Here is a 23,843-nt window from a genome sequence, read left to right as displayed (position 1 = left end):
TATGTTAGCATTTGCCGGAGCAGATATGCTCAAAATTATTGAAAACATGTACCAGGAGCAGATTACTGCAAACGGATACAACAGCAGCGTAGGTGGTGCGTTACTCGATGCTGCCAGGGGAATAGCAGGCATAGCGGGCATATGCTGGGTAGGGAGCAAACTCGCTGGACAAATTCTTCGGAATGAGGGAATCAACTTCATCCCACTCCTTCGTCCCTTTGCGCTAATTTTTCTAATAGCGTATATACCACAAGTTGCCAACCTCATTGATAAGACATTTGATGGGATTGCAAAAGTGGCACAAGCTGACAATGCGGCTATTGCAACAAGAGTGCAGGCTCTTCAAAAAAAACGGGAGGAAGCTGTTAAAAAGAAATGGCGAATCATCGAAGAGAATTCAGATGAGTACAACAAAATATATGGAGATCCCACCAGTGTAGTCCCTGGTGTTGAGACGGTTGTAAAATCATTCAACATCGCAATAGGGAAGATGACCGACGACGTAAAATCGGCTTTGTATGATTTCACTCAGTCCATGTTGGCAATGTTAGGTGACATAGCATACATCATTCTATATCTGATAAGTGTTGTCTATCGAATAATTCTAAGGGTTATAGCGCCGATATCTATTGCAATAGCAATTTTCGATGGGATGAGCAACAACTTCATCGAATGGATTGGGAAATACGTCAACTATGCATTACTACCGTGTATAGCAGGGATTTACCAGAATATTGCGGTCAAAATAAATATGACATTTCTAACGGAAATGGTTGCAAGTGGCGATATCAGTGCAACCCTACCAGGTCAAGACCCATTCGCCTTTGGCCTAGTCTATACCGGAGTCCTTGTGATCATCCTCGTGATATATACGCAAATCCCGAGCATTACAAATATGGTGATGGTTGTGGGAGGAACGTCGGGAATTGTACAAGGACTAACAGCCAAGACTGCCGCAATGGGTAGAGCTGCTTCACCTGTCGCTGCAAGGGGAGCCAGAGCTGGTGCACATGGAACAATGATAGCCGCTGGGGCTGCTATGGGTTCGGTAGCGGGGGCGGCTGTCGGAGGAGTAAGGACTGGCAGCGTAGCCGGAGCGGCCGCCGGTGTCGTTGGCGGAGCCATAGAAGGAGGTAAAGCCGCCTCAGGAATGTACACTTCAGTTAAAAACTCTGTTAACAAAGTAGGAACATGAACATAAACTTCCACAAAAATTCACTATTAGAGGGCTATAAACGTATCCAGTTGGAAGCCATCGTAGTGGTTTGTGTTTGCTTGGCCTTTACCGTTGGGGTAATGCTCTGGTCTTGGAAAGTATACAAGGAACGAACCAGAGAAACCTACATCCACGCAAATGGTGTCACTTTACAAATTTTAGACTCAAAAAAAATCAATAAAAATGAATGAACTACTTTCCCTTGAAATGGGCCATCGGCGCGCACGAATACTAGTTGTGTGTGTGGTGGTCGGATGTGTGATTCTCTGCGCAATATCAGTCATCATGTCATTCTACTATTCAAACGACTTCTCGCAACGAATCTACGTTGTAAATCGTGGGGTAGCGATGGAAATTATGTCTACCAATGTAATGGATAACCGAAAAGCGGAAGCAAACTTCCATGTTACGCGCTTCCATGACCTGTTCTTTACGCTAGCGCCAGATGCCCGATCCATTGAAGCAAACTTCAACAAAGCATCCTTCCTTTGCGACGAGAGTGCAAAGGTTACCTTCGATAAGTTAAAAGAAGATCAGTTTTACCAAAGAGTGATACAAACAAATACGACTCAAAAAATTGAGGTTGTAAAGGTTGATCTCAATCTCACCACATATCCATATCACGCAGTAACAACCTTCAAAGTTATCCAAGAGCGTGCTACGAGTCGTTCAACCAGGCTTTTGATGTCAGAGTGCGACCTCGTAGACGTCAATAGAAGCGAGGCCAACCCCAACGGTTTCCTCATGCGGAACTTCAAAATCACACAATCAAGTAAAGCCAAAGAGGAGAAAGTATCATCGTAAGCCATGTTTAAGCTAAATCGTAAGAAACGCAAGCACCGCCGCGGCCGAGCACAGACAGGAGTGATTATCACCGATGAAAACGCTGCCGGGTTTAGATTCGGAGCAGGTATTAAAAAAAAACTTGAGCAGACAGGTGAAAAGATTGGTACCACTCTGAATGAGAAGCAGTTCGCATTTGGTCCTTTAACCAGAAACATCATATTGCTTTTGATTCTTGGAGCTGCGTTCCTGTACTTCTCAATCGATATAATTAAAGCATTTAACCTTATTTTTTAAATGGAAAACGAACTGAAAGCCGACAAGGCAAGGCAACTATCACTGCCAAGTAAGCACATATTTGGAATATTGTTCCCACTTCCGATAATGGTTGGCATTGGCGTCTGGGGAAGTATGTCCGGTTGGATTGGTGATGCGAACCGACAACGAAGAGCTGACTACGCAATCGATCTTAAGATTCCGGAAGCAAACGTTAAAGAGCTAGATAAAGAAAAAAAATATAACCCTAATTTGTCTGGAACTGACGAGCTAAAGAATGTAGATGGCCCGGGCCTCGGTCTCGATGTGGGGAGTTACAACTCTAAGATGCTAAGTGGGCAAGATCCAAATTCTGTTGGCATCGAAGAAAATTCTCTTGAAGACGTGAGTGAATTGGAAAAAACATTCAAGTCCGGAGAGAATAAAGATAATGAAAAGCAAAGTCCATCTGCCAGAAGACAAGCAATTCGTACAACAAATCAGAGAAATCAAATGGCCTACAACCGCGAAGTATCAGGCACTCTGAAGAATATGTATTCTGATCCTGATCGAAGAAAGTATCAAAGTCAAAGCGATATTGATCCAGTTGAGCAAGCCAGGCTCGCGCAGAGCGACCGACTATTGAAGATCTTAGATCGGCAAATGTCATCCCAAAATAACCAACCATCAGCAAGCCAACGTAAAACACCAGCAATTAGGAACAGCGCGAAAAATATAGATGTACCGGAAGAAGGCTCTGAAAACGTGTACTCTGTCGAAAAATATGACAGGCAGATAGTTCGTGCAAGTTCAAGAGGGGACCGAGGTAATGCGTTCTTTGGTCTGAACGGAGGAAAATCATCTCAGGCAAGACCGGAAAAAGTAAAGGGAGCTATTCGAGCTGTTGTTCACGGGGAAGGGGATGGAATACTAGTAAAGGATGGAACAAGTGTTTTTATAAGACTTCTCGAAAAGACTAGCATAAACGTCGGTGGCGAATCCCTAATTTTACCAGCAAATACCCTTGTCTCAGGAGTTGCCAGAATTTCTGGGGACCGGATAAACATTACTATCTCAACCATTAGAGTCGATAATTTTCTCTACAACGTGAATTTGACAGCGTTCGATTTAGATGGCCGCAAGGGGTTGTATGTACCTGACATGAAAATTAAAAATCAAATCAATCAGAGTCTGGCGCAATCTTCTGGTCAAGCGCTTAACCCTTACTACCTCATGGGGGGGGGATCAGTACGCAACCAAGTTGGCGGACAGTTGGCGATGCAGGGTATCAACACATTGTCTAACACGGCCAGAAATATAGCGAGAAGAAAAATGGCAGAGCAAAAAGCTCACATAAAACCTAACTATCAGATCCTTCTTCAATCAAGCACAAAGGCACCTGCCGCCGAGCCGGACCGCGGGGACGAAGCAGATGAATCAGATATAGAATCTGGCTACTAAGACAATCTTAAAAACATCAATCTTAAAATTCGCATTCGACATGAAGAAGCTCATGCTGCTAATCTCGCTATTTTCAATTGTAAGCAAAATCCACGGCCAGAACACTGACAGCTCACTGGTTGTACCTAATTCAATACGGACGTATACAGATATACGGTTGAAAGCAAATCCCTATATGCTACCGATCGCCGCATCATCGATACGAGGAAGCTATCCGGTCGAGCTCTCGTTTGCTAAGACAACGCACATTGTCTTTCCCTCGAGGATTGTAGATTTCGACGCCGGGAGTGACGTCGTTATTGCCACGGTTCCTGATCCAGTTCAAAATATCCTTCGAGTTAAGGCCGATGTTAAAGGGTTCTATGATGAGACAAACATGACAGTGCTCACCGAAGACGGCGGCCTGTACAGTTTTCTCGTTCGCTACAATGACAATCCAGATGTCGTAACAATCAACATCAGCAACAATGTCATTGCCGACGAGATGGCCACCAAACATCTGGGAATTGGACTATCATCAAATTCATCTCCTAATGCATATGTACTCGGTGGTGGAGTATACAACGAGGAAGCTGTGAAGACAAATTGCTTGAAAGTATCAGACTACAAAGGTTTTATAAAGCACATTGGTGCCAAAAAAGACGGACTTCGCACCCTTCTCAAAGGCGTCTATCAGGAGGATGAATTGATATATTTTAAGCTGGAAATCGAAAACTCATCGCTTATGCCCTATACACTCGATTTCGTAAAGGTTTTCATGCGGGATAGGAACCAGGTTAAACGCACCGCAGTCCAAGAAGAAGAGCTCAATGTCGTTGGAATATACCCGGTCAACAACGCGCAGGTACCATACACTTCTCGAACCACAAAGGTCATAGCGATTCCTCGTATAACGTTGACCGACGGAAAATTACTTGAAATTGAGGTTTACGAGAGAAAAGGCGGTAGACACATGAAATTCAAAATTGATAACGATACGCTTTTAAGAACCAAAAACATCTAACAAGATCATGAGAGCCAAAGCTATAACCTTACTGATAATCATGGCTATGCTTCAACAAGCAGCAACTGCCCAAATACACATAAAAGGAACGAGGTTCCTCGACCTTGCCGCCGGCTTTGTTGATGGAACAAATTTTTCCCCCGGAGAAGATCAGTCGGGCTTTTGGGCTGGGGTAACCACAGGAAAGTACGACCGAAATGAGAATGCATTGCGGTTTTCACTTGAGTTTCGCCAAAAATATTACGCTTACAACTTAGATACCCTTGGAAAGGCAAAAACACTCCCTGTAAGACATTATGGATTAACAACTGGCTATCAATTTAAGCTTTTCAAGTCTAGGGACAGGGTGCTATATGTCAACCTAGTCCCTGCTGCCGGAGTCCTGTACGAAAGTATCAACAATAATGTCTCTATTATTGATGAATTCAAGGTTAACAATAAAAGTAGATTCCTACTCACCGTAAACCCCGCCGTCGAAATTGAGATTGGCGCTTTTGTTATCCAATGTCGCCAAATCTGGCACCCAAAAAGCACGATCAAACCATTCACCACAGAGTTAGGATTTTCATACAGAATCAACAGATAAAATGAAAGAAATGAAAGGGAACCAATTCATCATAATCCTTCTTGCAGCTTTGACATTATGGGCCTGTGAGGGAAACTTGGAAGTCGAGAAATTAGATAATGTAGCCCATCCTGGCTATCCCGATTATAATTTTTCTTATCGATTCCTTGACGCTGACTCAATAGTTGTCAAGAACGACACGATCTCAAAAGGAAAAAAGGCCTTTGTAGAATTGTATGTGAATCAACTGGACTTCTCTAAAAGTTCGATTTCATATACCTTCGGCTTCTCGTTGCCAAGCAACATCGATGCAAGCGTCACCTACAAAGGCACTGAGTACAGGATGGGAGATAAAATATCGATTCCTTATGCTGATTTCAAAGGGAAAGTAGTTCGTCTAAATTATTTACCGATTAGCTCTGGTACATACACCATAGCTTTGACTGCCGTCGACGAAGGAAATAATGAACGGTCTTTTTCTAAAAAGATAACCGTCAAGTAATCATAAGTTGATCAACAGCACCCAGATTTAGTCAAGCACTGATAATGTTTAGTAATATTTAACTGCGCGCACGACAGGATCGCTGTAAGTCACTGCCACTGAGGGCACAAGTAAATAGAAAAAACTTAAAAAAACTCAGTCATCGGCAACTGATTAGCTTCTTGTTAAGCGGCGTTTAAAAACTTAAAAAAACTCAGTCGCACACCGGTGTCCCAAGAGTGAGATTATGTTGAGTAACAAGTGGGCGAAAAAGCGTCTTTCTCTCTAAAGATCAATTACTTGCATTGCAGATAGGAGTTAGCTTATAGCTTTTGGGAAGACCCAACGTAAAAAACTTAAAAAAACTCAGGCAGATATTCTCCAAATCAGAACAAAAACAGGATAAATCCTATATCATGCCTAACTTGCGATTGATTCTGAGCTAAGTCAATTAGCAATGAGTTGAGATTCTGAGCGCCGGGCTGTCACCCGACGCTCTTTTTTGTTCTCGAAATATAATTTGGCCTAGCCAAATATAATTCGGGAAAACTAAATTTTTAGTTTTCAGATTCTTTTCCCAATTTGTTTCATTCAAAATTTGAGAGAGATTTTACATTTTTTGATTCTTATTTGAAGGCTCCACAAGAGCCTGATAAACAGATAATTATAAGCAAAAAAACTTAAAAAAACTCAGCATTAATGCTAAAAAAACTCAGTATTAATGCTAAAAAAACTCAGCAAAGCAGTCTTATTAACTTAAAAAAGCTCAGCATGAGGCGTTGTTTAACTTAAAAAAGCTCAGTTCGGAGCGATACAATTCGCGGAAAATTTTACTTTTTAAAAATTATAAATTTAAAATTATATAATTAGCCAATTAATTGGTTAACAGGTTATTAACTTCAAGCAAGATTAAAAAACTTAATTTTTATCCACCAAATTCTGCTATAAATTGTTGTTTCTCCTGCTTATTTTGTTAATTTCGCAAAAGGACTTAACAAAATAAATCAAGCGAGATATGGGCAAAACGGGGGATCAATCCACACAGGCTTCACTGTTTCAACTGGAAGAAATACAGGAGTTCATCAACAAAAGTGGCTCGGAGAATCGCCCACAACCCCCGCGGACTGAAACTAAGATAGTACAATCAAATGTAATTACTATGGGCCGATATGAAATGAGCGCCCTGGAGAAGAATATCATTTACATGCTGATGGCCGAAGTCAAGGCTAATGATGCCGCTGGGAAGGCTTATAGAATTTCAGGAACGAAGCTTATGCGTATGACTGACAAGCAAATCAGACCATCAGACTTCATTGCAGCCACTAAAAAATTGAACTCTCGCCTGATTGAAACCGAGGACATAAAAGGAAATTACTTCCACACAACGTTTCTATCGTCTGCCACCTACCTAAAGGGCGAAGGCATTATTGAGATAACACTCTCAGAAAAAATTCGGCCTTATTATATCGAGCTAAGAGAGCGGTTCACATCTATGCAACTCGACACGGCCCTTAATTTATCCGGCAAGTACTCTAAGCGCCTTTTTGAAATTCTCTCAATGCATAAAAGTTTCAATAATCCAGAGTTCCGAATTCCCGTCAGGGAGCTGAAGTATAAGTTGGGCATCATTGATGAAAAAGGGAAAGACACTTATGCCAACTATGCTATCTTCCGTAGCGTTGTACTTGAAAAGTCCAGGGAGGAAATCAACAACTTCGAAGGTGTTGACATCAACTTTGATTATGAGGAAATACTCGGACAAAAGGCTGGCCGTGGCCGGAAACCCGTTGAGACGCTAATCTTTAGGGTTACCAACCTGAATAAGCAGATTCAACTGAACGAAACAATCTTCACAGCGCTTACAACTGAATTTGGGTTGAGAAAAGATCAAGCTATTAAGGCCTTACAGAATTTCTCCGAAGAAGATATCCGTAAAAAGCTATACGACATGAGAAATCAAAAAAGAGACGGAAGTATAAGAAATTTAGGGGCCTATGCGGCAAAAACCTTCAACGTGAATTAGCCATGGAAGAAGTCGAAAACGGATATTTTGCCCAGAAAATCTTCGATTATTTGTCCGTCAATAATCCCGATTTACTCTCCGACCCAGCAATTCTTAGCGACCTTACTAAGAGTTGCATCGATAAGTTCATTGCTCTGGATATTTCCGGAGTAAATGTCCTTGAAGCAACTCAAATCAGTCTAAGAGAAACCCTAGACGATATAGCTTCACCATATTCCTACTTAAAGAGTTTTCTCGATTCTAATGCAGACAGCGTTCAGAGAGAAAGCGGCATCAGAATTCCAGATTCGCCATCTGAAATATATGCGGCTGCGTTGAAAAACAAGCAAGAGATTGCAAATTATGTCGCTGCTATCGAGACATCAAATACGGATTTAATCCGAAAACAAGCTAAATCACTTGCCATCGCCTTGCTACTGTCACGTAAAGACAGTTAGGGCTCTCATATGCCCATAGAAAGTCCAGTCCAATACTCACTATATGAACAAGTTTGAAGCGCTAGAATCTAATTTAGCGGCGATATCGGCTGCATTTCAAGTTAAGAAAGAGGCCCGCCGACCCACCGATCGAGAACTGGAGGTTATCAATCAATACCAAGGGTGGGGGGGGATTAACGAAATCCTGTTGGACCCAGGAAATGAACAACAATGGGCTGGAAAGAAAATGCGATACCGGCCCTACATTCAGGAGCTTCATGACTTATTGCAAGAATTTGAGCCTGAGTTAAAATCCGAGTATGTATCGTCTGCAAAAAACAGTGTGCTCAGTAGCTATTACACACCCTCGCCCGTTGTATCGGCTATATCCAAGAGCTTGGGATCAAATGGTGTGGAAATTAAAAGCTTTCTTGACCCCAGTGCCGGAAATGGAGCATTTCTGTCTGCATTCGAGCAAGATCACCGTATTTCCAGGTCGGTATCATTTGAAAAAGACTTGATGACAGGCTTGATTTTACAATCAAAGTTATCCGATAATAAAGCAATAGTCAGAAACGAAGGGTTTGAACGCGCAGGGCCTGATTTGCGTAGCGAGTTCGATATAGTGACGAGCAACATTCCTTTCGGTTCGATCCCTGTCTATGACCCTGAGTTTGCAAGAAAAGGAAAGGTCGAAGCCGCGTCTACAAAATATATCCATAACTACTTTCTATTGAAATCGATCGACTTGGTAAAACCAGGTGGATTAATTGCAATCATTACAACGAGTAACTTCGCTGACACTGCGGCCAATGAAGAATTTCGCACGAAGGCACTTGAGCAAGCAAGTTTGGTAAGTGCTGTCCGGCTTCCTCACAATCTATTTGAGGCAGCAGGCACTGAGGCTGGGTCGGACCTGATAATTCTCCAAAGAAGGCAGTCGCCCATTGGAGCTTCATCCTTTTCGGCCCATGAATCTGCTTTCTGTAAAACTGATGAGATTGAAGGCATCAGACAAAATCTTTATTTCGCAGCGAATCCGGATAAAATAATATATACCTCACAAACCAGGGGAACGGATCAATACGGCAAGGATACAAACAAATATCACCACGAGGGCGGCAGCCTCGGTGTAGCGCGCGACCTCGAACCTACGATTACAGAAGACCTGCGTTTACGTTTCGACGAAAAACTGTTCAATAGAGCGACTATACACCGTCATTCCATAAATACCCAATCGGCGAGTAAGCAAAAGCCGAAGCGAAATCATAGTCAACATAGCAGTGGCCAGTTAAGCCTGTTTGATATTTTTACCGCCCCGAGGGTGCGAGAATTTAAACCGGATAAGAATGACTCCCAACCGCTACCTGGTGCGATTGTAATGCAAGACGGGCAGCTTGCAAAAGTAGGCCCTAAATCTAACCATGGTATATATACGTTAGAAGATATCTATTTGAACAACTCACAGAAGGAGAAATGGTCCCTTTTGCTTGACATTAAAACAGCATACAGTAAACTCCTTGTTGCAGAACGAGATCGTCAAATCGAAGATTTTGAAAACCGGGAGATCCTCAATGATAAGTATGATAAATTTGTGGCCAAGTTTGGCCCACTAAAAAATAGAAATAACATTGATACAGTGTTGCTCGACGAAACCTTCGGGAAGCAACTGTTGTCGCTTGAAAAATTCAACCAGGAGCAAGGTGTATATCAAAAAACAGACATATTTAGTGCTCCCGTCCACATCGCGAAAAATCTTGCAAACGAAAAAACTCCCCTCGAAGCGCTGAGTTCATCGTTGAACAGATTTGGAAAGGTTGATCTAGAATACATTGCAGATCAAAGTCGCCAAACTCCAAATGAAGTTCGTGAGGCGCTGAGAGGAAATATCTACTTCTCTCCAGCCGAAAATGAGTTTATTATTAAGGATAGGCTTGGTTCTGGAAACGTGGTGGAAAAGCTGGAAAATTTTGAGACCTATCTCCCTACTGAAAACAAGGAGATAGAGGAATCAATAGCATATCTAAAATCCGTCATTCCTGAGAAAATTCCGTTCGACGAACTGGATTTGGGATTAGGGGAAAGATGGGTAGATCCATCTGTCTACTCCAAATTTGGTAGTGAATTCTATGGAGAGAAAATTGACATTGTCTACTCGGCAGCTATAGACGAGTTTGAGATCCGGCGGTCCGGATACTCACACAATACAAAAATATCCAACGAGTTTGCTGTCCAAGCGTCGAGACGGACGTATGATGGCATCTCACTGCTTGAATATGCCATGCTCGATACCGTGCCAAACATTACGTATACAACGACGGATGAAAATGGAAACGAAATAAAAGTACGAGACAGTGAAAAGATCAGGCTTGCAGCCCAGAAGATAGAAATTATCCGCGATGGGTTTTCCTCTTGGGCTACATCCCTTCCAGATTCAGCCAAATTTGAGATTGAGAAAAGTTATAACCGACTTTTTAATTCCGAGGTAAAGCCTGCATATGATGGATCTCACATGCAGTTTCCTGGGTTGCAGCTTCAAAATGTCGGGCTGGAGAGTTTGTATGTGTCACAGAAGGATGCAAGCTGGATGCTACTACAGAATGGTGGTGGCCTCGTAGACCATGAAGTAGGAACGGGCAAGACGCTCACAATGATTGTCACGACACATGAAATGAAACGACTTGGTTTGGCCGCCAAACCGATGATCTTAGGCTTAAAAGCGAATGTAGGCGCTATCAGCGAAACATTTCGCCAAGCTTATCCAAATTCCAAAGTCCTTGCACCTACTGACACTGACTTTACAAAGGGAAAACGCGAAGCATTGTTCTCGTCCATCGTCAACGAAAACTGGGATGCCATTATCTTAACACATGACCAGTTTTCAAAGATCCCACAGAGTTTGGGCGTACAGAAGCGGATAGTAGGCAAAGAACTCGACAATCTCGAAAAAGACCTCGAGGAATTTGGACGAAGTTCATCTGTTAGCACCTCACTTAGAAAAGGACTCGAGAAACGCAAAGAAGGGTTAAGGAATAAGCTAAATGAGATTCAAGACTCAATCCAAGCAAAAAAAGATGATATCATCGATTTCGAAAAAATGGGGATAGATTTCCTAGTTGTCGATGAAAGCCACAAATTTAAAAATTTGCTGTTTTCCACCAGACACGATCGTGTGGCAGGTTTAGGCAACCCTACCGGCTCGCAACGATCATTGAATATGTTGTTTGCAGTGCGGACAATTCAAGAAAAAAGAGGAAACGATTCTGGTGTGATATTCGCGTCCGGAACACCCATATCAAATTCGCTTACTGAATTATATCTCCTGTTTAAATACTTAAGACCTAAGGCACTAGAAAAGCAGAAGATTGATAACTTCGACTCATGGCTCGCCGTCTATTCAAAAAAATCCACCGATTATGAATATTCAGTAACAAACCAGCTTATTGAGAAATCTCGATTCCGTCAATTCGTAAAAGTCCCAGAGCTAGCCGCATTTTATGCCCAAATTACTGATTTCCGAACTGCGGAAATGGTCGGCGTGGACAGGCCTCGTGCGGTCCATAAATTAGTCAATCTTCCTCAATCGGAGCAGCAAGAACTGTTCAACGAACAATTAATTGACTTTGCAAAAACGGGAGACGGCGCGAAAATCGGTCGGGGTCCGCTATCTAAGTCCGAGGAGACTGCGAAAATGCTAATTGCCACCAATTACTCAAAGAAAGCCGCGCTTGACATGAGGCTAATTTATCCGGAGCTAAATGATGAAGAACAGACGAAAGTCTTAACTTCAGCAAGGGGAATTGCCTCTCATTATAATTCTTCAATGCATTTTAGAGGCACTCAGTTGGTATTCTGTGATTTGGGAACCCCGACTGGTTCGACGCGAGACTTTTCCGTATACCAAGCCTTAAAGGATGAGCTTGTCCACAAACATAAAATCCCGGCTAGTGAAATCTCTTTTATCCACGATGCAAAAACTGATAAGCAAAGAAATAAAATGATCCAAGATCTAAATGAAGGGAAAATCCGCATTACAATTGGCTCAACAGAAAAACTCGGCATTGGAGTAAATGCTCAAAAGCTGCTTGTAGCTATGCATCATCTTGATGTTCCCTGGAAGCCTTCGGATTTTGAACAACGGGTTGGTCGGGGCGCGAGATCTGGAAATCTTGCCGCAAAAATCCATGGCAACAATGAAATACCAAATTACATATATGCGAAAGAAAAGACATTAGACAACTTTATGTTTAATCTCTTACAAACCAAGACATTATTCATCCAACAAATTAAGAGACAAAATATTTCGGTAAGGAGGATAGACGAAGGTGGTTTGGATGAGACCAATGGCATGAACTTCGCCGAATATGTAGCACTGCTTTCAGGCAATCGTGATCTTCTGGAGAAAGCAAAGATTACAAAGCAGATCGCGGTATTGGAGGCTGAGCGAAAAATCTTTTCCAACGATCTATCATCTCAACGAAGGGCTGCGGATCAAATCTCATCCTCTGTAGATTCACATACTAGAATCACATCTAATTTAACAAAAGACCTGGACCATCTTAGGAGCCTTACAAATAATGGCCAACCGGATCTTCTTAATGGAAAACAGCACATAGACGTAGTGGGGAAGGAAATGCTAGCGTCTCAGAAAAGGATATCTGCCGACGGAAAGCACAAGATCGGCATTTTTCAAAATTTCGAACTAATCTTGAGGGTAACCAAGGATTTTAACTTTTCAACAGGAAAAGACGAATTGATCAAAAAGTGGGAGGTGAAATCCAAGAATGGCATCACGTACCTGCATAATTCCGGAAACCTGTCGACGGATAAGCCAGAAACCGCCGGACAGTATATAAATCGGGCCGTCAATGCTGAGAAAATTGTAAATCTCATCGAACAACACAACATAAAAAGGAAAGAACTCGAGAAAAACCGCGACCAACTTTTATCGGCAACAAATAAGACTTGGCCAAAGGAAGATAGACTTCGAGATCTGAAAAATGCTTTGCAGGACGTTGACAGAAAGATTGAGATGAGCATCAAAGCTGAGTCTAATGAGCCTGGACGATCGAAAAGGGAGGAGAAGAATGAGCCGCAAAGTAAGCAGCAAGTAGAGCGTACTCTGATCAAGCATCGTCTCTAAATTTTTGAATTATTGTTAACAAAATAGAAGGCAAATGCCTTCCTGATCAAGCCTGATCACTCCCAAACGGGCGTAGCGCCTCAAACATTCTATTAACAAAATCGAAACCATGTTAATCGGGATTTCTGCGCTGGTCTGAAAATATTGTTAACATTCATGATGCTGAAATCGGCATTAAACGGCCCAAAAACTAAGAAAACAGCAGAAAAAACGCTATCTTTGATATACCTAAAAGCCATAACAAAATGAATATTATCAACGAATCGACTCCCATAGCAGACCCACTGGGTTTCGACATTTTCGAAAGTATCGAGACTTTTGAGGGAGTGATGACTTCTTTGGCGGGAGTATATTTCCAGCTTTGGTTTCAAGAGCAAAAAAAGCCAGATAGTGAGCGGAATGAACTTAACGCCGAAAAATACCGCCTTCGACATAGCGAGGTACTGCGTATAAAAAAGACCTACCCAATCGGTGCCATTGCTGAGCGGGGTAAAGCCATCGTTACATATTCAAAGGAACTTCATGAAGCTAGGAGCATCTTAGCAGCTGCATGAATATTAGTGATTCCCAGAAACCCTATTTACTCTCTAAATCGGATAATGACTTGATTTTCCAAGTAATATTGGAAGAAGCATTTTCCAGTAAACAGCGTCCAAATCATCGAGTCGCATATTTTACAGCAGGGCAGCCCGGAAGCGGCAAAACGACGCTTCGCGATTTTCTATTAGAAAATGGCAAGGATAGATCTACTATTGAGATAAATACTGACAATGTTCGAAAATATCATCCAGCTTACGAACAGCTTTTAAAACATCCATCCGAATTTGCGCGCGCCGGCTATCTCGTAAATCCGAATTCAGCGGAATGGTGTGCAAGATTATCAGAAAAAGCCGCCAAAGAAGGTTATTGTGTCTTGCACGATATGACTTTCGCCGGCAATGTTGAGCTGTACATGCAAATGATGAAGCAGCAGTATAAGGCGAACGACTATCGGGTTGAGCTCCACGCGCTTGCTGTGAATCCTTCTGTTAGTCGACTCGGTATACAACTTCGATATGAACGACAGCTGCAAACAGATGGGGTAGGACGATTTGTCAGCATGGCGTCACATGACGCAAATTACCAAGCCCTTAATGGTAATATTGAAAAAGCTACGGCATCGGGAATTATAGATCATGTTTCGGTATACTCCAGAAGCATTCAGAGACAGACAGATGGAACGATCGTCAACAACGCTGTCAACCAGATTTACTCTGAGGAAAAAGCTAATATGCGTGCTGCACAAATAACTGGCGTAATGCATTCTGAACAGACCAGGCCGTTCTCGTCGACCGAGAAAGCATATTTAAATGGGCGTGTCAATCAAGTCCATAGCCTGATTGAGCTTAGGAACGGTGATAAAGGTCAGTTTTTAGAAGACTCAGCTAAGTTGCTCAGAGAAATTTCATCACAAAGGCAGCGTAGATCCATTTGAATGTTCGTTGTCTTTAATTGTTAATAATCTTTTGACCAGGTTGCTCCGGATCTGAGAGCACTGGTAATCGTTCTGGAATCCTATTAAAATTGCTGTAACCATAGTACATTTCGGGACTTATAGGTCAACAACAAAACTTTTCTCAGCCGCCCCGCTAGCTACGTGGCTCATATTAAGCACCTGCTTCCCTTTCTTCAAAACTCGAAATTTGAACTGGGTGTAATCTTGAGTACCATTATCGCTTACGTGAAGTGTAACCTTAAATTTTTGCGGTGCGCCCTCTGTTTGAAATGTATATAAAGAGTCAGGAAGTTCCTCATTTAAAAAGAGTATTTTATCATCATAGCCCTTCAATTTGGTCCCGGCTTCAAATTCCAAAGACTTCTTAAGTGCTTGAAAATTTTTCCCTTGAGTAAATTGAAAAGTGAAAGCTGGCTCCTCAGTCATCGTAGGGGAAGGCTCGTCCTTTTTGCAAGACATAAAAAACACTATCACTGATGCTAGCAATAATCTTGATTTCATTTGGCAGTTAGTTTTGTTTGTTACGAGATATGCCGACAGAAAAGGATACCCTCAATCCCTTCCAATTCAGGGTCGTAAATAAAGCAAATAGTGCAAATTGAACAACCAAAAGTACCTTTGGAAGCGGCTCATGTGAAGTTTGCCACATAACATAGAAGAAACTTTCAGTCAAGGTCATGTAGTTGAAAATACTGCGAAGCGAGTTTGAAATATATCTCATATCGACAAAAAATTTATATCCGTGGGATTATTTCGTCCTGATAATCACTGTTATATACAAATGTAATTATAAATTTATAATTATATAACCAACAACACCAAGATTATACAATTCATATATAGCATTCGATCAGAGCGATGATGAAACCCAGATAGGCGTGTTGTTTGATGTCAAATCCAAAAGGCAGTGAGAATAATTGGTAGATTTCGGACGGTTTTGACAAGAGAAGATGAGAAAATGTGCAATAGATGGGGAGACTACTTTGGGTTTTTACAAAAGATGATGAGAACTGTTTGTTTATATTTTTGCAATTAAATGTCTAATAATAAGTTAGTTGTGTTGTTTTTTAAGGGCCGAATAGCACCCGGATTCTCGTCATCTTTTGTAAATTCTCATTTACTTCTGGATTTGACATCCGGGGTCGGAGCAGCGGCGATTTCCTGCTTCTTAAAAACTTTTTCACCGACGCCTTTAATAAAAGATAATAAGCCCATAGGTATGATTAATGTTAATTGGTTACTGAATAGCAAGAATTTAATTTTAATCGGAACAATTCATTTATTCCTTCAAAAACACAGCACATTGTGGACAAGCCTTTTTTGTACGAAAGATCACATTCAACACTGAATCTCATGTTCGGTGAGACGCGTCTCAAAATGTATTCTCCGCCCCTGCGACCTTGAAACAGGCATTTGAACCTTTAAATTATAGGCCAATATTTGCTGACTTGTTTCATAAGTGACATATAAGTTGCCCGACCTGATTTTGATAAGGCATTCTTCAAAGCCGGACAGACTGCAATTCTCCGGAAGGTAGGCATTGGCTTTTTCGCGAAAATAACAGCTGATGCGCTCAACAGAGCATATGCAATCCAGGACTATGATTTTCACAAAAGGGTCCCGGCTTCGAACCTGCCGAATTGAAGTTATAGCGGTCTTTTCCGAACAGTCTCCCAAGCCAATGATGACAATATCTACATGCCCCTTAGCGTGACATTTTAAATAGTCGCGGGTAGTAGAGAATTCACTGATCTTGTAACGTTGGCCGAAGCTTTCGAGCAAGCCTTTCATTCCATAACAAAGTATGGGGCTCGGCTCTATAATAGCCACCGAGGTTAGCTCGGCATCAATGATTTTTTGGTGCATACTATTATTGGTCTTAAGCGGTTTTCCCGGTTACGGATATTGGCTGTTACAGCGTGGAAGCAGTAGGTAAACCTACTTAGTTGCGCGGAAAATGACAGGGGTAAATTCTGCCAATTTTACGTGAGAATCTTGTCATTGATCTTCGGAAGGGCTTTTCAATTAGGGCTCTGAGTCCGGCCACCACGTTTACGCGAAGGATTACATGCAGAAACAGAGGTTCTTAGCTCGGTATGTTATAATTAAGCCGTATTTGACACAAAAAAATTACCAGGCCGTTAAACCCGACCCGGCATAATGTGTGTATTTATTAAAATTAAGTGGAACCTATTTTACAATCATAATATTCTGTGATTCGCTGAAACCAGCCTTATAATATACTTTAACCGAGTATGTGCCAGTGCTGAGCTTTAAAACATCAACAAAGTTATTCCCTATTGACTGTGCCGTCAGCACTCCTGATCGGTTATAGATTTCGATTTTTGATACCTCCTTTTCGCTGTCCGATTTAACCTGAATCTTTTCCGATGCTGGATTAGGGTAAACGACCAACCGGGCGTTATTTTTAAAATCCAGGTTTAGAATATGGCTGTAAGCAAATGTTTCGTCACTATCGATCATTTTAAGACGGTACAGGTTCTGCCCATGTAAAGGCGCGGTGTCCAGAAACGAATAGCTGAATAATGCTGAGCTTTCTTTTGCGGCCTGTACGGTACCTATTTTTTCCCAATTTTTCCCCTGACTGCTTCTTTCAATTTCAAATCGATCGCTATTGGTCTCCGAAGATGTCTTCCATTCCAATGCCCCGGCATTTTCTCTTTTTTGGGCATTGAATGATACTAACGTGACCGGAAGTGCCCCTTCTTCATAGGTGTAGACAACACAGGCACCGGCACTTACGTAGGTTCTTACGAACGTTTCCAGGTTACCGCTTCCTGTTATAGCAACCGAGCTCTGAGCGAGTGTTGGTATAGTAAACACATCATTGCCCGAGCCGACGAAATTTGTCGCGATTATAGCCGCATTATTAGTACTTCTAGCCGGGCTAGTATTTGCGAAGGAATACCTGTTGAAAAATGAAATCCCCGATGTCCCATTGTAATCTTGGTCACCATCGTAGTCCCCAAGAGTTCCACCGACAGTTACATCGCTGTTCATAACCAATGACGCCGGGTTTATTGGTATTGTCATGGTGACTTTTCCGGCAGCCGTAATGCTGTACCCGGCGGCTGTGGCGGTATTTTCTACTCCAATAACCGGATGATACACTGCTTCCGCTGCGAAGATTTTCACATTTAATGGGACCGGGGTTACTGTTGATTTGGGAAGCATCAAGTTTTGGCTCCATTCGGTAGTAACCGATTCTTTTTGGGTACAATAGGTAATGGTATTTTCTTTCGCAACGAGTCCCAGGCCATATTCCGAAATTGTCTGGTTGTCGGCAACCGAAAACGGCGCCGTAAGGTTATCTGCGTCGGCTGCACTATTGATAGTATTATCTGCGCCCACCCGTTGCGATGCGGCTGTGAAGCCGTCCGTAGGATATACGTACTCAATCATGTAAGTCCCGGCATTTGCATTCAGGCTATATTCTCCATTCTCATTACTCAAAGCAGTCGAAACGACCTCTCCTGTGTCAACCGTCAAAAGTTTCACCAGTATTCCAGCCACTTTTGTTTCAGATGGTGCTCTTAATCCGTCGCTTGGTTTGCTGTCTTTCCAAACCACCCCGGTAACCGTTCCTGTTAAGGCTGGTGTTTGAGCGTATGAAATACTACTCGTAACCAGTAATGTAAGGGCAATAACCTTTTCTGTAAAATTTACTATTCTCATTGTTAATGTAAAATTTAAATTCAATTCGCTCTCGCCCCCGTGTAAAAATACTAACATGGAAAGCGATGCAAATTTATCCCTCCAAAGGCTGGGTATACCGAAAGGAATTTGTCAAAAAGGCAGTGTTATTTCGTCAAAAGGCAGAATTTTGCAAGCAGCAAAATCATGGACTTGGTTCTATACTACAAAACATTGTATTATTGATATTATAAAATTGTCTTTTTATAAGTTGCACTGAGGTTAAAGATGGAAATCCATATCGAAGTTATTTCGAACGGTTTCAATGATAGCTATGACATCCCCGATATTTTTCCCATCTGTCGTTTGGGCTACGCATTGCACCTTAAACCTATTACCTGAGCTTTCTTGCAGGCGTGCGTGCAACTCTACGGTCTCGCCCGAGAATGCCAGATTTTCAGCCAGAAGTGTGCTCTCCCGGACTAATACCTTCAGTGCGCGATCCCCTGTGAGATGGTGAATATACATGATAATCAAGTCAAACACGGATGCTACCAGGATCGCCACAGGCAGCGTCGGGAATTTGGGAAAGTGGCCTTGACAGTTTTTACTAGTTATTTCGCGCAGCCAGGCCGATGCCCCGGTGTCCGATATGCTAACATCGGCAAGAGGGTTTTTAGTCGTGTAGGGGTTGTCCCGCCCGAAGTCACCTGACGGGGTGCCGGCATTACCGCAAGTGTATATACGTTCAAACAAGCTATGATGGATGACGTGATAGCTGACATCTATTCCACAAATGAGCTGATGCTGGTGGTTCAACAGGCAGGCGCGGACACAGGCCCCTCTTTTTCCGAATGAAAGGCACTCTGCCATCACTATCAACTCGTTTCCGATCCAAAAGGTATCTTCCGTGCCCCGGGTGAAAGTCCCGGTATTTGCCAGGTAATAATGCTTTTGTTTGACAGGGTTTGCTACCGCGCAGCACACTGAACCCAGAATGGCCATATGCCGGCTTGCTTCGGATGTTGAAATGGGGAAAACTTCATGCCCCAGAGGCTGCTCGGTCCGGATCCTGGCAACGGCAAAGTTGCCAGGGCTAACGGCAACATCTTTCAAGGCATAATACGGCGGAAGAACGTCGATCAGTTCGAATATTTCATCGCGTGATAACGAGGTAAGCTGGCCTATGGGCTGGGCCAAATCAATAGACCTGCTGCTAAGGTCCATCAGATCGAGGTTCCTGATAGTTTGAAGACTTTCCATCGAATTGAGATTGCGTTACTGATACAGAATAAGTTCTAATGCAAAAGTGTATTAATTCTACAATTTGTATGCAGTTGAATCTTGCCAATTAACAGTAGCTATCTTGTCAAAGCGCCATTTTTCGCTTCTTTGATGTAATTCAGAAAGGAATTCGCATATTTATAGCTGGTATGGTTGGCAGTTTCATGTTTAATCTTGGTGGATTAGTACGGTTTTGCTTCCCCTACCATTTAATTTCATCGGTTATGGATACCGTGTACAGCGTATCTGTCCTTCTGCCTACCGTGGCGAACAGATAAGTATCCCTTGTATTCCACTGTTTCGCCGTCGATTACCGACTGTTCTTTGACGGATAAGATGATGTTATAACCCGTAGCGGAAAAATACATATCAAATCCGCTACTGCTCTTTACGGTCATCGTGTAGCTTAACGGCACCATTTGCCCCTGGTCAATGTAAACAGCCCGTTTTAACGGATCAGCCGTAAAGATGTACTGCTTTTGCGACAAAGGCACCTGTTGTAATGCAAAGAAATATCCTGCGTCCGCTGTTTGGTAAAGTTCATCGATACCGGGACTCGAGGTGGTTTTGACCGGCTGAACCAGAGGGGAAAACGAGGCGATCAGACCGAAATAGGCAATGAAAATGTGAAGCATATTATTTAACATTAAAAACAGTAGCAGGATCAGACCTGCTACTGCTTGTATTTTTAAAATTACTGTCGGAATGGGCTATCCCGGATTTCCAGAACAAAGCAGGCGAAACTGACCCAGTCTTTATCAAGTAGTTTCGAGTAATACACATCTAAAACGATAAAGTGGGTGAAACAATAGCTTTACCCCCTTTATAGTTCTGAATTATCGATTTCTATTTCACAACAAACGTGCTCGTCTCGACTTCTCCTGTTGCAGACTTAACACGTAGCACATACATGCCAGAAGCAAGCTTACTTACGTTTAGCTCACGGCTCATTCCCATCTTGTTCTGCAATACCCGCACACCACTTAGATTGTACACTTCGGCATGATACAATCCGGTGAATGATACATTTATTGTCAGCCTACCGTTAACCACAGGGTTTGGATAAGTGGTCATAGTTTGCTCAGGTTTACCAGCCAGAAGTGAGCTGATGCGACTATATGCAAAAGTACCATCCAAATCTATCATCTTCAGACGATAGTAGTTAATTCCCTTCAATGGTGTCGTATCATCGAATTGATATGTTATTTCAGCATTACTATTACTGTTCTGCGATTCGACATGTCCGATTTTCATCCAGGTGTGGGAGTCTCTGCTACGCTGAACCTCGAATCCTTCGCTGTTTGTCTCATTCGACGTCCTCCATGTAAGTTTCACGGTCTGCCCCTCCGGATCGCTATTAAAGCTGATTAGTGTTACAGGAAGTGCAGATTCTGTTTGAATGATATAAGATACCGGTTGACTTGTAACTCCTGCCTTATCCGTAATTGAATAAGTAAAGCCAAATTCGCTACCCGCCATTCCTGCACCATTTTCTCCGTAGATCACCAGGTTGTTTACATTAAAGTTTGGAATATCAGTATCCCCTGTTACTTCTACCGGCCCAGATCCAAAATCGTAGTATACTTTTGTATTGAGATTAATCGCTTCAATCGTGAACGTAGTGCTTGTACCTGTATTACAATCCCCTGCACTTATGCAATCTTCCCTGTCTGAGCCTGAAAGCGACCCAAGAGTCGGATATGTTGTGATAGGGGGAGTACCTACAAGAGCCGTTGAATTTGCAGGAATGGCCTGATAGCCGGTTACAGGAGGAAATGTTCCAGGAGGTGTGCTACTGAAAGCAGAGTTGGCTACAATATATGCCTTAGGATCAGCAACCGGCGGAGTTTGGATTCCAAAGTTAACAGGATTCAAAGACGTTGTGCTCAATGGTAATGAACTCAGACTACCGACATTTATTGAACCTGTGTTATTTGTGGGAAGAACAGAAGTAGTACCGCCGCGGTTGGTTCCAGTATGTTGATAGCCGTTCTGAGGGGCACCTGCTGCAACAACCGCACCGACAGCCTGACTGCTATTGGTCAATACCACTGTGAAATCTCCCAGTCTCGTCAATTGATCGCTCCGCAGAGAAATGTTGTAGGTACCGTCTGCATTGACGGGCACAGATACAATGACCTCACCTTGTGCGTTAAGCAGATTTGCCCAGAACCCGTTGGCCGTTGCATTTTCCCCGCCATCAATGATTCCATCACCATCGGCATCTATCCAAACATTGCCCGGAATCGAGATCATCCGTTCTATATTGATTAGCTGGTTCACCACAATTGGCCCGCAAGCAGAACCACTATAATTGTAGTTAACCCTCAATGTTCCACCATTAGGAACCGTAGCCACACCTGTGGTTGAATTGATCGTTGCGCCGGTGGCCGTGGTAAGGCTTGCATCGATGGAATAAGTACCACCGGCAGGTATCCCCACAAATGTGGCAGGCGTTCCGGCGATATATGGCCCCGCGGTAGATACTGAAAGAGAAACATCCGTGGTAACGGCACCACAAACCTGTACCGCACTGGTACGGAAATGGACGGTATTATCAGTCACATCCGCATCAATATTGTCCCCCATGCTACCATGTATGCGGTGCCCCATGTAACCGAAATCATCCTCACATTCCCGTAACATCATGGTGGTGTGTCCTCCTGTCTCTAACGAGATAATTTGATCGTTGGAATAGCCGGACTCAAAACTTATAGGCTGGCCAGGATCGACGGGCGTCGCGCCGCTTACGCTGGCATGCACACCTCTTCCTAAAGCATAACCACCTTCTTCTCCCCAGTTATATATCTTTTTCCCATTCGTCAATACGTTGATAAAGCCGTAAATGGAATCATGCTCATTGGGAGATAACCATTTGATATCGTTCATGACTGCTCCCGAAGCCGATCCGTAACGAGGCTGAACCCAAGTTGATTGATCGGTGGCAGAAGAACCTTCAACCCAGGCAGGATCCCAGTTGCCCAATTGCTTTTGGGTATTTGAACCCAATGCGTATAGATTTCCATTCTCGTAAAGTACATAATATGTTTGGCTTAGACCTGCATTGGTTGCGCCCACCATCTTTATGTTACCTGTGGCACCCGAGGGGAGTGCCATTGGAACCGGACGATTCCTTGACGCGGCAGAGGTGGAAATACCATTCCATGTATTTACGCCCCATACCCAAAGCCCGCCTGAATTATCCAACGCTATCAGGGAATTTCCCCCTGCACCTCGTGTGGCAACTATTCCACTCAGATCGCCCCCACCTGCCGTCGCATCCTTTTGAACTTTCGCCCAAGTAGTGTTGCTTCCTCCCGGCCCACTCAGCCAAGAATTTTGCGCTAATACATACACATTGCCTTCATTACAAGTCGTAATAACAATATTCCGTAATCCAACATACATCATTTTTACGTTCGAGGCCGTTACCCCGCTTGGCAATCCAAGACTTAACTGTTGAAATGGTGTCACGCTTACAGCAGCTTGTCCGGTTTCAACAATAACATTATCGATATTTGTAGTAAGAGATGCATCTACCACTGCGCCGGCCCTGCCCCACACCCAAAGTTTGTTATCATCAGTGAGCATAACAAACTGCACATTATTACGGCTACTACTACCCACACCTAGCTTCAGAGGGGTACCTGTCAAGCCCGGATAGTTGGTAGCGTTAACCGCAGTGGGTATCATGTGTGCGCCTGCACCACTCGCCTGGGATAGCTCCCCCCAAACCTTAAAGGTTCCGTCGATATCCCTTACACCCGAGGAGTGCCAGGCTGACACATAGTTATCGTATTCCAAAGTAGCAGCTGTGGTTGAAGCGTAGCCAAAATTGCTGTAATCCTGACAGCCAGACATACCATAACAGCCGCCCTGGGCGAATACCCTTGTGTTGCCGCCAATGATGACCATTAAAAGGGTGGTGCTTAATACAAAATTCATTTTCATGATCGCAGCAAGAACGAGGCTGCCGCACCTTGTGCTTAGAAGATTGCCGGATTTTTTAATGTTTACCATAGCATACATCGATTTAAGTTAAACATATTTTGAAGTGCACTCGA

The 23,843-nt window shown here is 43.0% G+C and carries 19 protein-coding genes; 13 read left to right on the top strand and 6 right to left on the bottom strand.

Annotation, left to right across the window (positions count from 1 at the left end):
• Position 1 precedes the first annotated feature (1 nt).
• The 13 genes from BMW93_RS31055 to BMW93_RS30995 all read left to right on the top strand — a co-directional run bounded on the left by BMW93_RS31055 (position 2) and on the right by BMW93_RS30995 (position 14,820).
• The gene (locus tag BMW93_RS31055) at positions 2 to 1,195 is read left to right on the top strand and encodes a hypothetical protein (RefSeq protein WP_090385859.1); all 1,194 of its coding nucleotides are present in this window, start codon (positions 2 to 4) and stop codon (positions 1,193 to 1,195) included.
• Positions 1,192 to 1,407, top strand: a complete 216-nt coding sequence (locus tag BMW93_RS31050) for a hypothetical protein (RefSeq protein ID WP_090385856.1) — start codon at positions 1,192 to 1,194, stop codon at positions 1,405 to 1,407. Before BMW93_RS31055 ends, BMW93_RS31050 begins: the two co-directional genes overlap by 4 nt.
• Positions 1,400 to 2,020: a conjugative transposon protein TraK gene (traK, locus tag BMW93_RS31045; protein WP_090385853.1), complete on the top strand. Its 621-nt coding sequence runs from the start codon at positions 1,400 to 1,402 to the stop codon at positions 2,018 to 2,020. Before BMW93_RS31050 ends, traK begins: the two co-directional genes overlap by 8 nt.
• 3 nt (positions 2,021 to 2,023) lie before the next feature.
• Complete coding sequence (locus BMW93_RS31040) at positions 2,024 to 2,296, top strand: hypothetical protein (RefSeq protein ID WP_090385850.1); 273 nt, start codon at positions 2,024 to 2,026, stop codon at positions 2,294 to 2,296.
• Complete coding sequence (gene traM, locus BMW93_RS31035) at positions 2,297 to 3,715, top strand: conjugative transposon protein TraM (protein ID WP_090385848.1); 1,419 nt, start codon at positions 2,297 to 2,299, stop codon at positions 3,713 to 3,715.
• A gap of 40 nt (positions 3,716 to 3,755) precedes the next feature.
• Positions 3,756 to 4,718, top strand: a complete 963-nt coding sequence (traN, locus tag BMW93_RS31030; protein WP_090385844.1) for a conjugative transposon protein TraN — start codon at positions 3,756 to 3,758, stop codon at positions 4,716 to 4,718.
• A gap of 7 nt (positions 4,719 to 4,725) precedes the next feature.
• Positions 4,726 to 5,304, top strand: coding sequence for a conjugal transfer protein TraO (locus BMW93_RS31025; protein WP_090385842.1), 579 nt, complete (start codon positions 4,726 to 4,728; stop codon positions 5,302 to 5,304).
• Between the two features lies 1 nt (position 5,305).
• On the top strand, positions 5,306 to 5,785 hold the full coding sequence (locus tag BMW93_RS31020) for a hypothetical protein (protein ID WP_090385839.1): 480 nt from the start codon (positions 5,306 to 5,308) through the stop codon (positions 5,783 to 5,785).
• A gap of 994 nt (positions 5,786 to 6,779) precedes the next feature.
• Positions 6,780 to 7,787 carry a replication initiation protein gene (locus BMW93_RS31015; RefSeq protein WP_090385836.1) on the top strand — a complete coding sequence of 336 codons (1,008 nt, stop codon included), beginning with the start codon at positions 6,780 to 6,782 and terminating at the stop codon, positions 7,785 to 7,787.
• 2 nt (positions 7,788 to 7,789) lie between these two features.
• Positions 7,790 to 8,224, top strand: a complete 435-nt coding sequence (locus tag BMW93_RS31010) for a hypothetical protein (RefSeq protein WP_090385833.1) — start codon at positions 7,790 to 7,792, stop codon at positions 8,222 to 8,224.
• A 43-nt stretch (positions 8,225 to 8,267) separates the two neighbouring features.
• A complete protein-coding gene (locus BMW93_RS31005) occupies positions 8,268 to 13,346 on the top strand; it encodes an N-6 DNA methylase (protein ID WP_090385830.1) in 5,079 nt (1,692 codons plus the stop codon).
• A 245-nt stretch (positions 13,347 to 13,591) separates the two neighbouring features.
• A complete protein-coding gene (locus BMW93_RS31000) occupies positions 13,592 to 13,900 on the top strand; it encodes a hypothetical protein (protein WP_090385827.1) in 309 nt (102 codons plus the stop codon).
• Positions 13,897 to 14,820, top strand: coding sequence for a zeta toxin family protein (locus BMW93_RS30995; RefSeq protein WP_090385824.1), 924 nt, complete (start codon positions 13,897 to 13,899; stop codon positions 14,818 to 14,820). Before BMW93_RS31000 ends, BMW93_RS30995 begins: the two co-directional genes overlap by 4 nt.
• A 117-nt stretch (positions 14,821 to 14,937) precedes the next feature.
• Here BMW93_RS30995 and BMW93_RS30990 read toward each other — a convergent pair whose 3' ends face one another.
• The 6 genes from BMW93_RS30990 to BMW93_RS30960 form a co-directional block, all read right to left on the bottom strand.
• Complete coding sequence (locus BMW93_RS30990; RefSeq protein WP_143061749.1) at positions 14,938 to 15,342, bottom strand: hypothetical protein; 405 nt, start codon at positions 15,340 to 15,342, stop codon at positions 14,938 to 14,940.
• Positions 15,343 to 16,179: 837 nt separating this feature from the next.
• Positions 16,180 to 16,707 (bottom strand): response regulator transcription factor, encoded by a 528-nt coding sequence (locus BMW93_RS30985; protein ID WP_090385818.1) that lies wholly within the window; start codon positions 16,705 to 16,707, stop codon positions 16,180 to 16,182.
• Between the two features lie 324 nt (positions 16,708 to 17,031).
• Positions 17,032 to 18,594, bottom strand: a complete 1,563-nt coding sequence (locus tag BMW93_RS30980) for an SdrD B-like domain-containing protein (protein WP_090385815.1) — start codon at positions 18,592 to 18,594, stop codon at positions 17,032 to 17,034.
• Between the two features lie 183 nt (positions 18,595 to 18,777).
• Positions 18,778 to 19,758 carry a hypothetical protein gene (locus tag BMW93_RS30970; protein WP_090385809.1) on the bottom strand — a complete coding sequence of 327 codons (981 nt, stop codon included), beginning with the start codon at positions 19,756 to 19,758 and terminating at the stop codon, positions 18,778 to 18,780.
• Between the two features lie 236 nt (positions 19,759 to 19,994).
• Entirely contained in the window at positions 19,995 to 20,414 is a 420-nt protein-coding gene (locus BMW93_RS30965) for a hypothetical protein (protein WP_090385806.1), read from the bottom strand.
• A 211-nt stretch (positions 20,415 to 20,625) separates the two neighbouring features.
• Positions 20,626 to 23,799, bottom strand: a complete 3,174-nt coding sequence (locus BMW93_RS30960; RefSeq protein ID WP_177194249.1) for a T9SS type A sorting domain-containing protein — start codon at positions 23,797 to 23,799, stop codon at positions 20,626 to 20,628.
• Positions 23,800 to 23,843: the final 44 nt, after the last annotated feature.

Origin of the sequence: Dyadobacter sp. SG02, from assembly GCF_900109045.1 — a bacterium.
Classification (GTDB): domain Bacteria; phylum Bacteroidota; class Bacteroidia; order Cytophagales; family Spirosomataceae; genus Dyadobacter.
Note: the sequence above shows the minus strand (reverse complement) of the source record. Positions and strands in the feature narration are given on the sequence as shown.

What these genes read in the sequence shown, in the direction of transcription:
- BMW93_RS31055 (WP_090385859.1), top strand. Translation starts at nt 2, where the DNA reads ATGTTAGCATTTGCCGGAGCAGATATGCTCAAAATTATTGAAAACATG.
- BMW93_RS31050 (WP_090385856.1), top strand. Translation starts at nt 1,192, where the DNA reads ATGAACATAAACTTCCACAAAAATTCACTATTAGAGGGCTATAAACGT.
- traK (WP_090385853.1), top strand. Translation starts at nt 1,400, where the DNA reads ATGAATGAACTACTTTCCCTTGAAATGGGCCATCGGCGCGCACGAATA.
- BMW93_RS31040 (WP_090385850.1), top strand. Translation starts at nt 2,024, where the DNA reads ATGTTTAAGCTAAATCGTAAGAAACGCAAGCACCGCCGCGGCCGAGCA.
- traM (WP_090385848.1), top strand. Translation starts at nt 2,297, where the DNA reads ATGGAAAACGAACTGAAAGCCGACAAGGCAAGGCAACTATCACTGCCA.
- traN (WP_090385844.1), top strand. Translation starts at nt 3,756, where the DNA reads ATGAAGAAGCTCATGCTGCTAATCTCGCTATTTTCAATTGTAAGCAAA.
- BMW93_RS31025 (WP_090385842.1), top strand. Translation starts at nt 4,726, where the DNA reads ATGAGAGCCAAAGCTATAACCTTACTGATAATCATGGCTATGCTTCAA.
- BMW93_RS31020 (WP_090385839.1), top strand. Translation starts at nt 5,306, where the DNA reads ATGAAAGAAATGAAAGGGAACCAATTCATCATAATCCTTCTTGCAGCT.
- BMW93_RS31015 (WP_090385836.1), top strand. Translation starts at nt 6,780, where the DNA reads ATGGGCAAAACGGGGGATCAATCCACACAGGCTTCACTGTTTCAACTG.
- BMW93_RS31010 (WP_090385833.1), top strand. Translation starts at nt 7,790, where the DNA reads ATGGAAGAAGTCGAAAACGGATATTTTGCCCAGAAAATCTTCGATTAT.
- BMW93_RS31005 (WP_090385830.1), top strand. Translation starts at nt 8,268, where the DNA reads ATGAACAAGTTTGAAGCGCTAGAATCTAATTTAGCGGCGATATCGGCT.
- BMW93_RS31000 (WP_090385827.1), top strand. Translation starts at nt 13,592, where the DNA reads ATGAATATTATCAACGAATCGACTCCCATAGCAGACCCACTGGGTTTC.
- BMW93_RS30995 (WP_090385824.1), top strand. Translation starts at nt 13,897, where the DNA reads ATGAATATTAGTGATTCCCAGAAACCCTATTTACTCTCTAAATCGGAT.
- BMW93_RS30990 (WP_143061749.1), bottom strand. Translation starts at nt 15,342, where the DNA reads ATGAAATCAAGATTATTGCTAGCATCAGTGATAGTGTTTTTTATGTCT.
- BMW93_RS30985 (WP_090385818.1), bottom strand. Translation starts at nt 16,707, where the DNA reads ATGCACCAAAAAATCATTGATGCCGAGCTAACCTCGGTGGCTATTATA.
- BMW93_RS30980 (WP_090385815.1), bottom strand. Translation starts at nt 18,594, where the DNA reads ATGTTAGTATTTTTACACGGGGGCGAGAGCGAATTGAATTTAAATTTT.
- BMW93_RS30970 (WP_090385809.1), bottom strand. Translation starts at nt 19,758, where the DNA reads ATGGAAAGTCTTCAAACTATCAGGAACCTCGATCTGATGGACCTTAGC.
- BMW93_RS30965 (WP_090385806.1), bottom strand. Translation starts at nt 20,414, where the DNA reads ATGCTTCACATTTTCATTGCCTATTTCGGTCTGATCGCCTCGTTTTCC.
- BMW93_RS30960 (WP_177194249.1), bottom strand. Translation starts at nt 23,799, where the DNA reads ATGGTAAACATTAAAAAATCCGGCAATCTTCTAAGCACAAGGTGCGGC.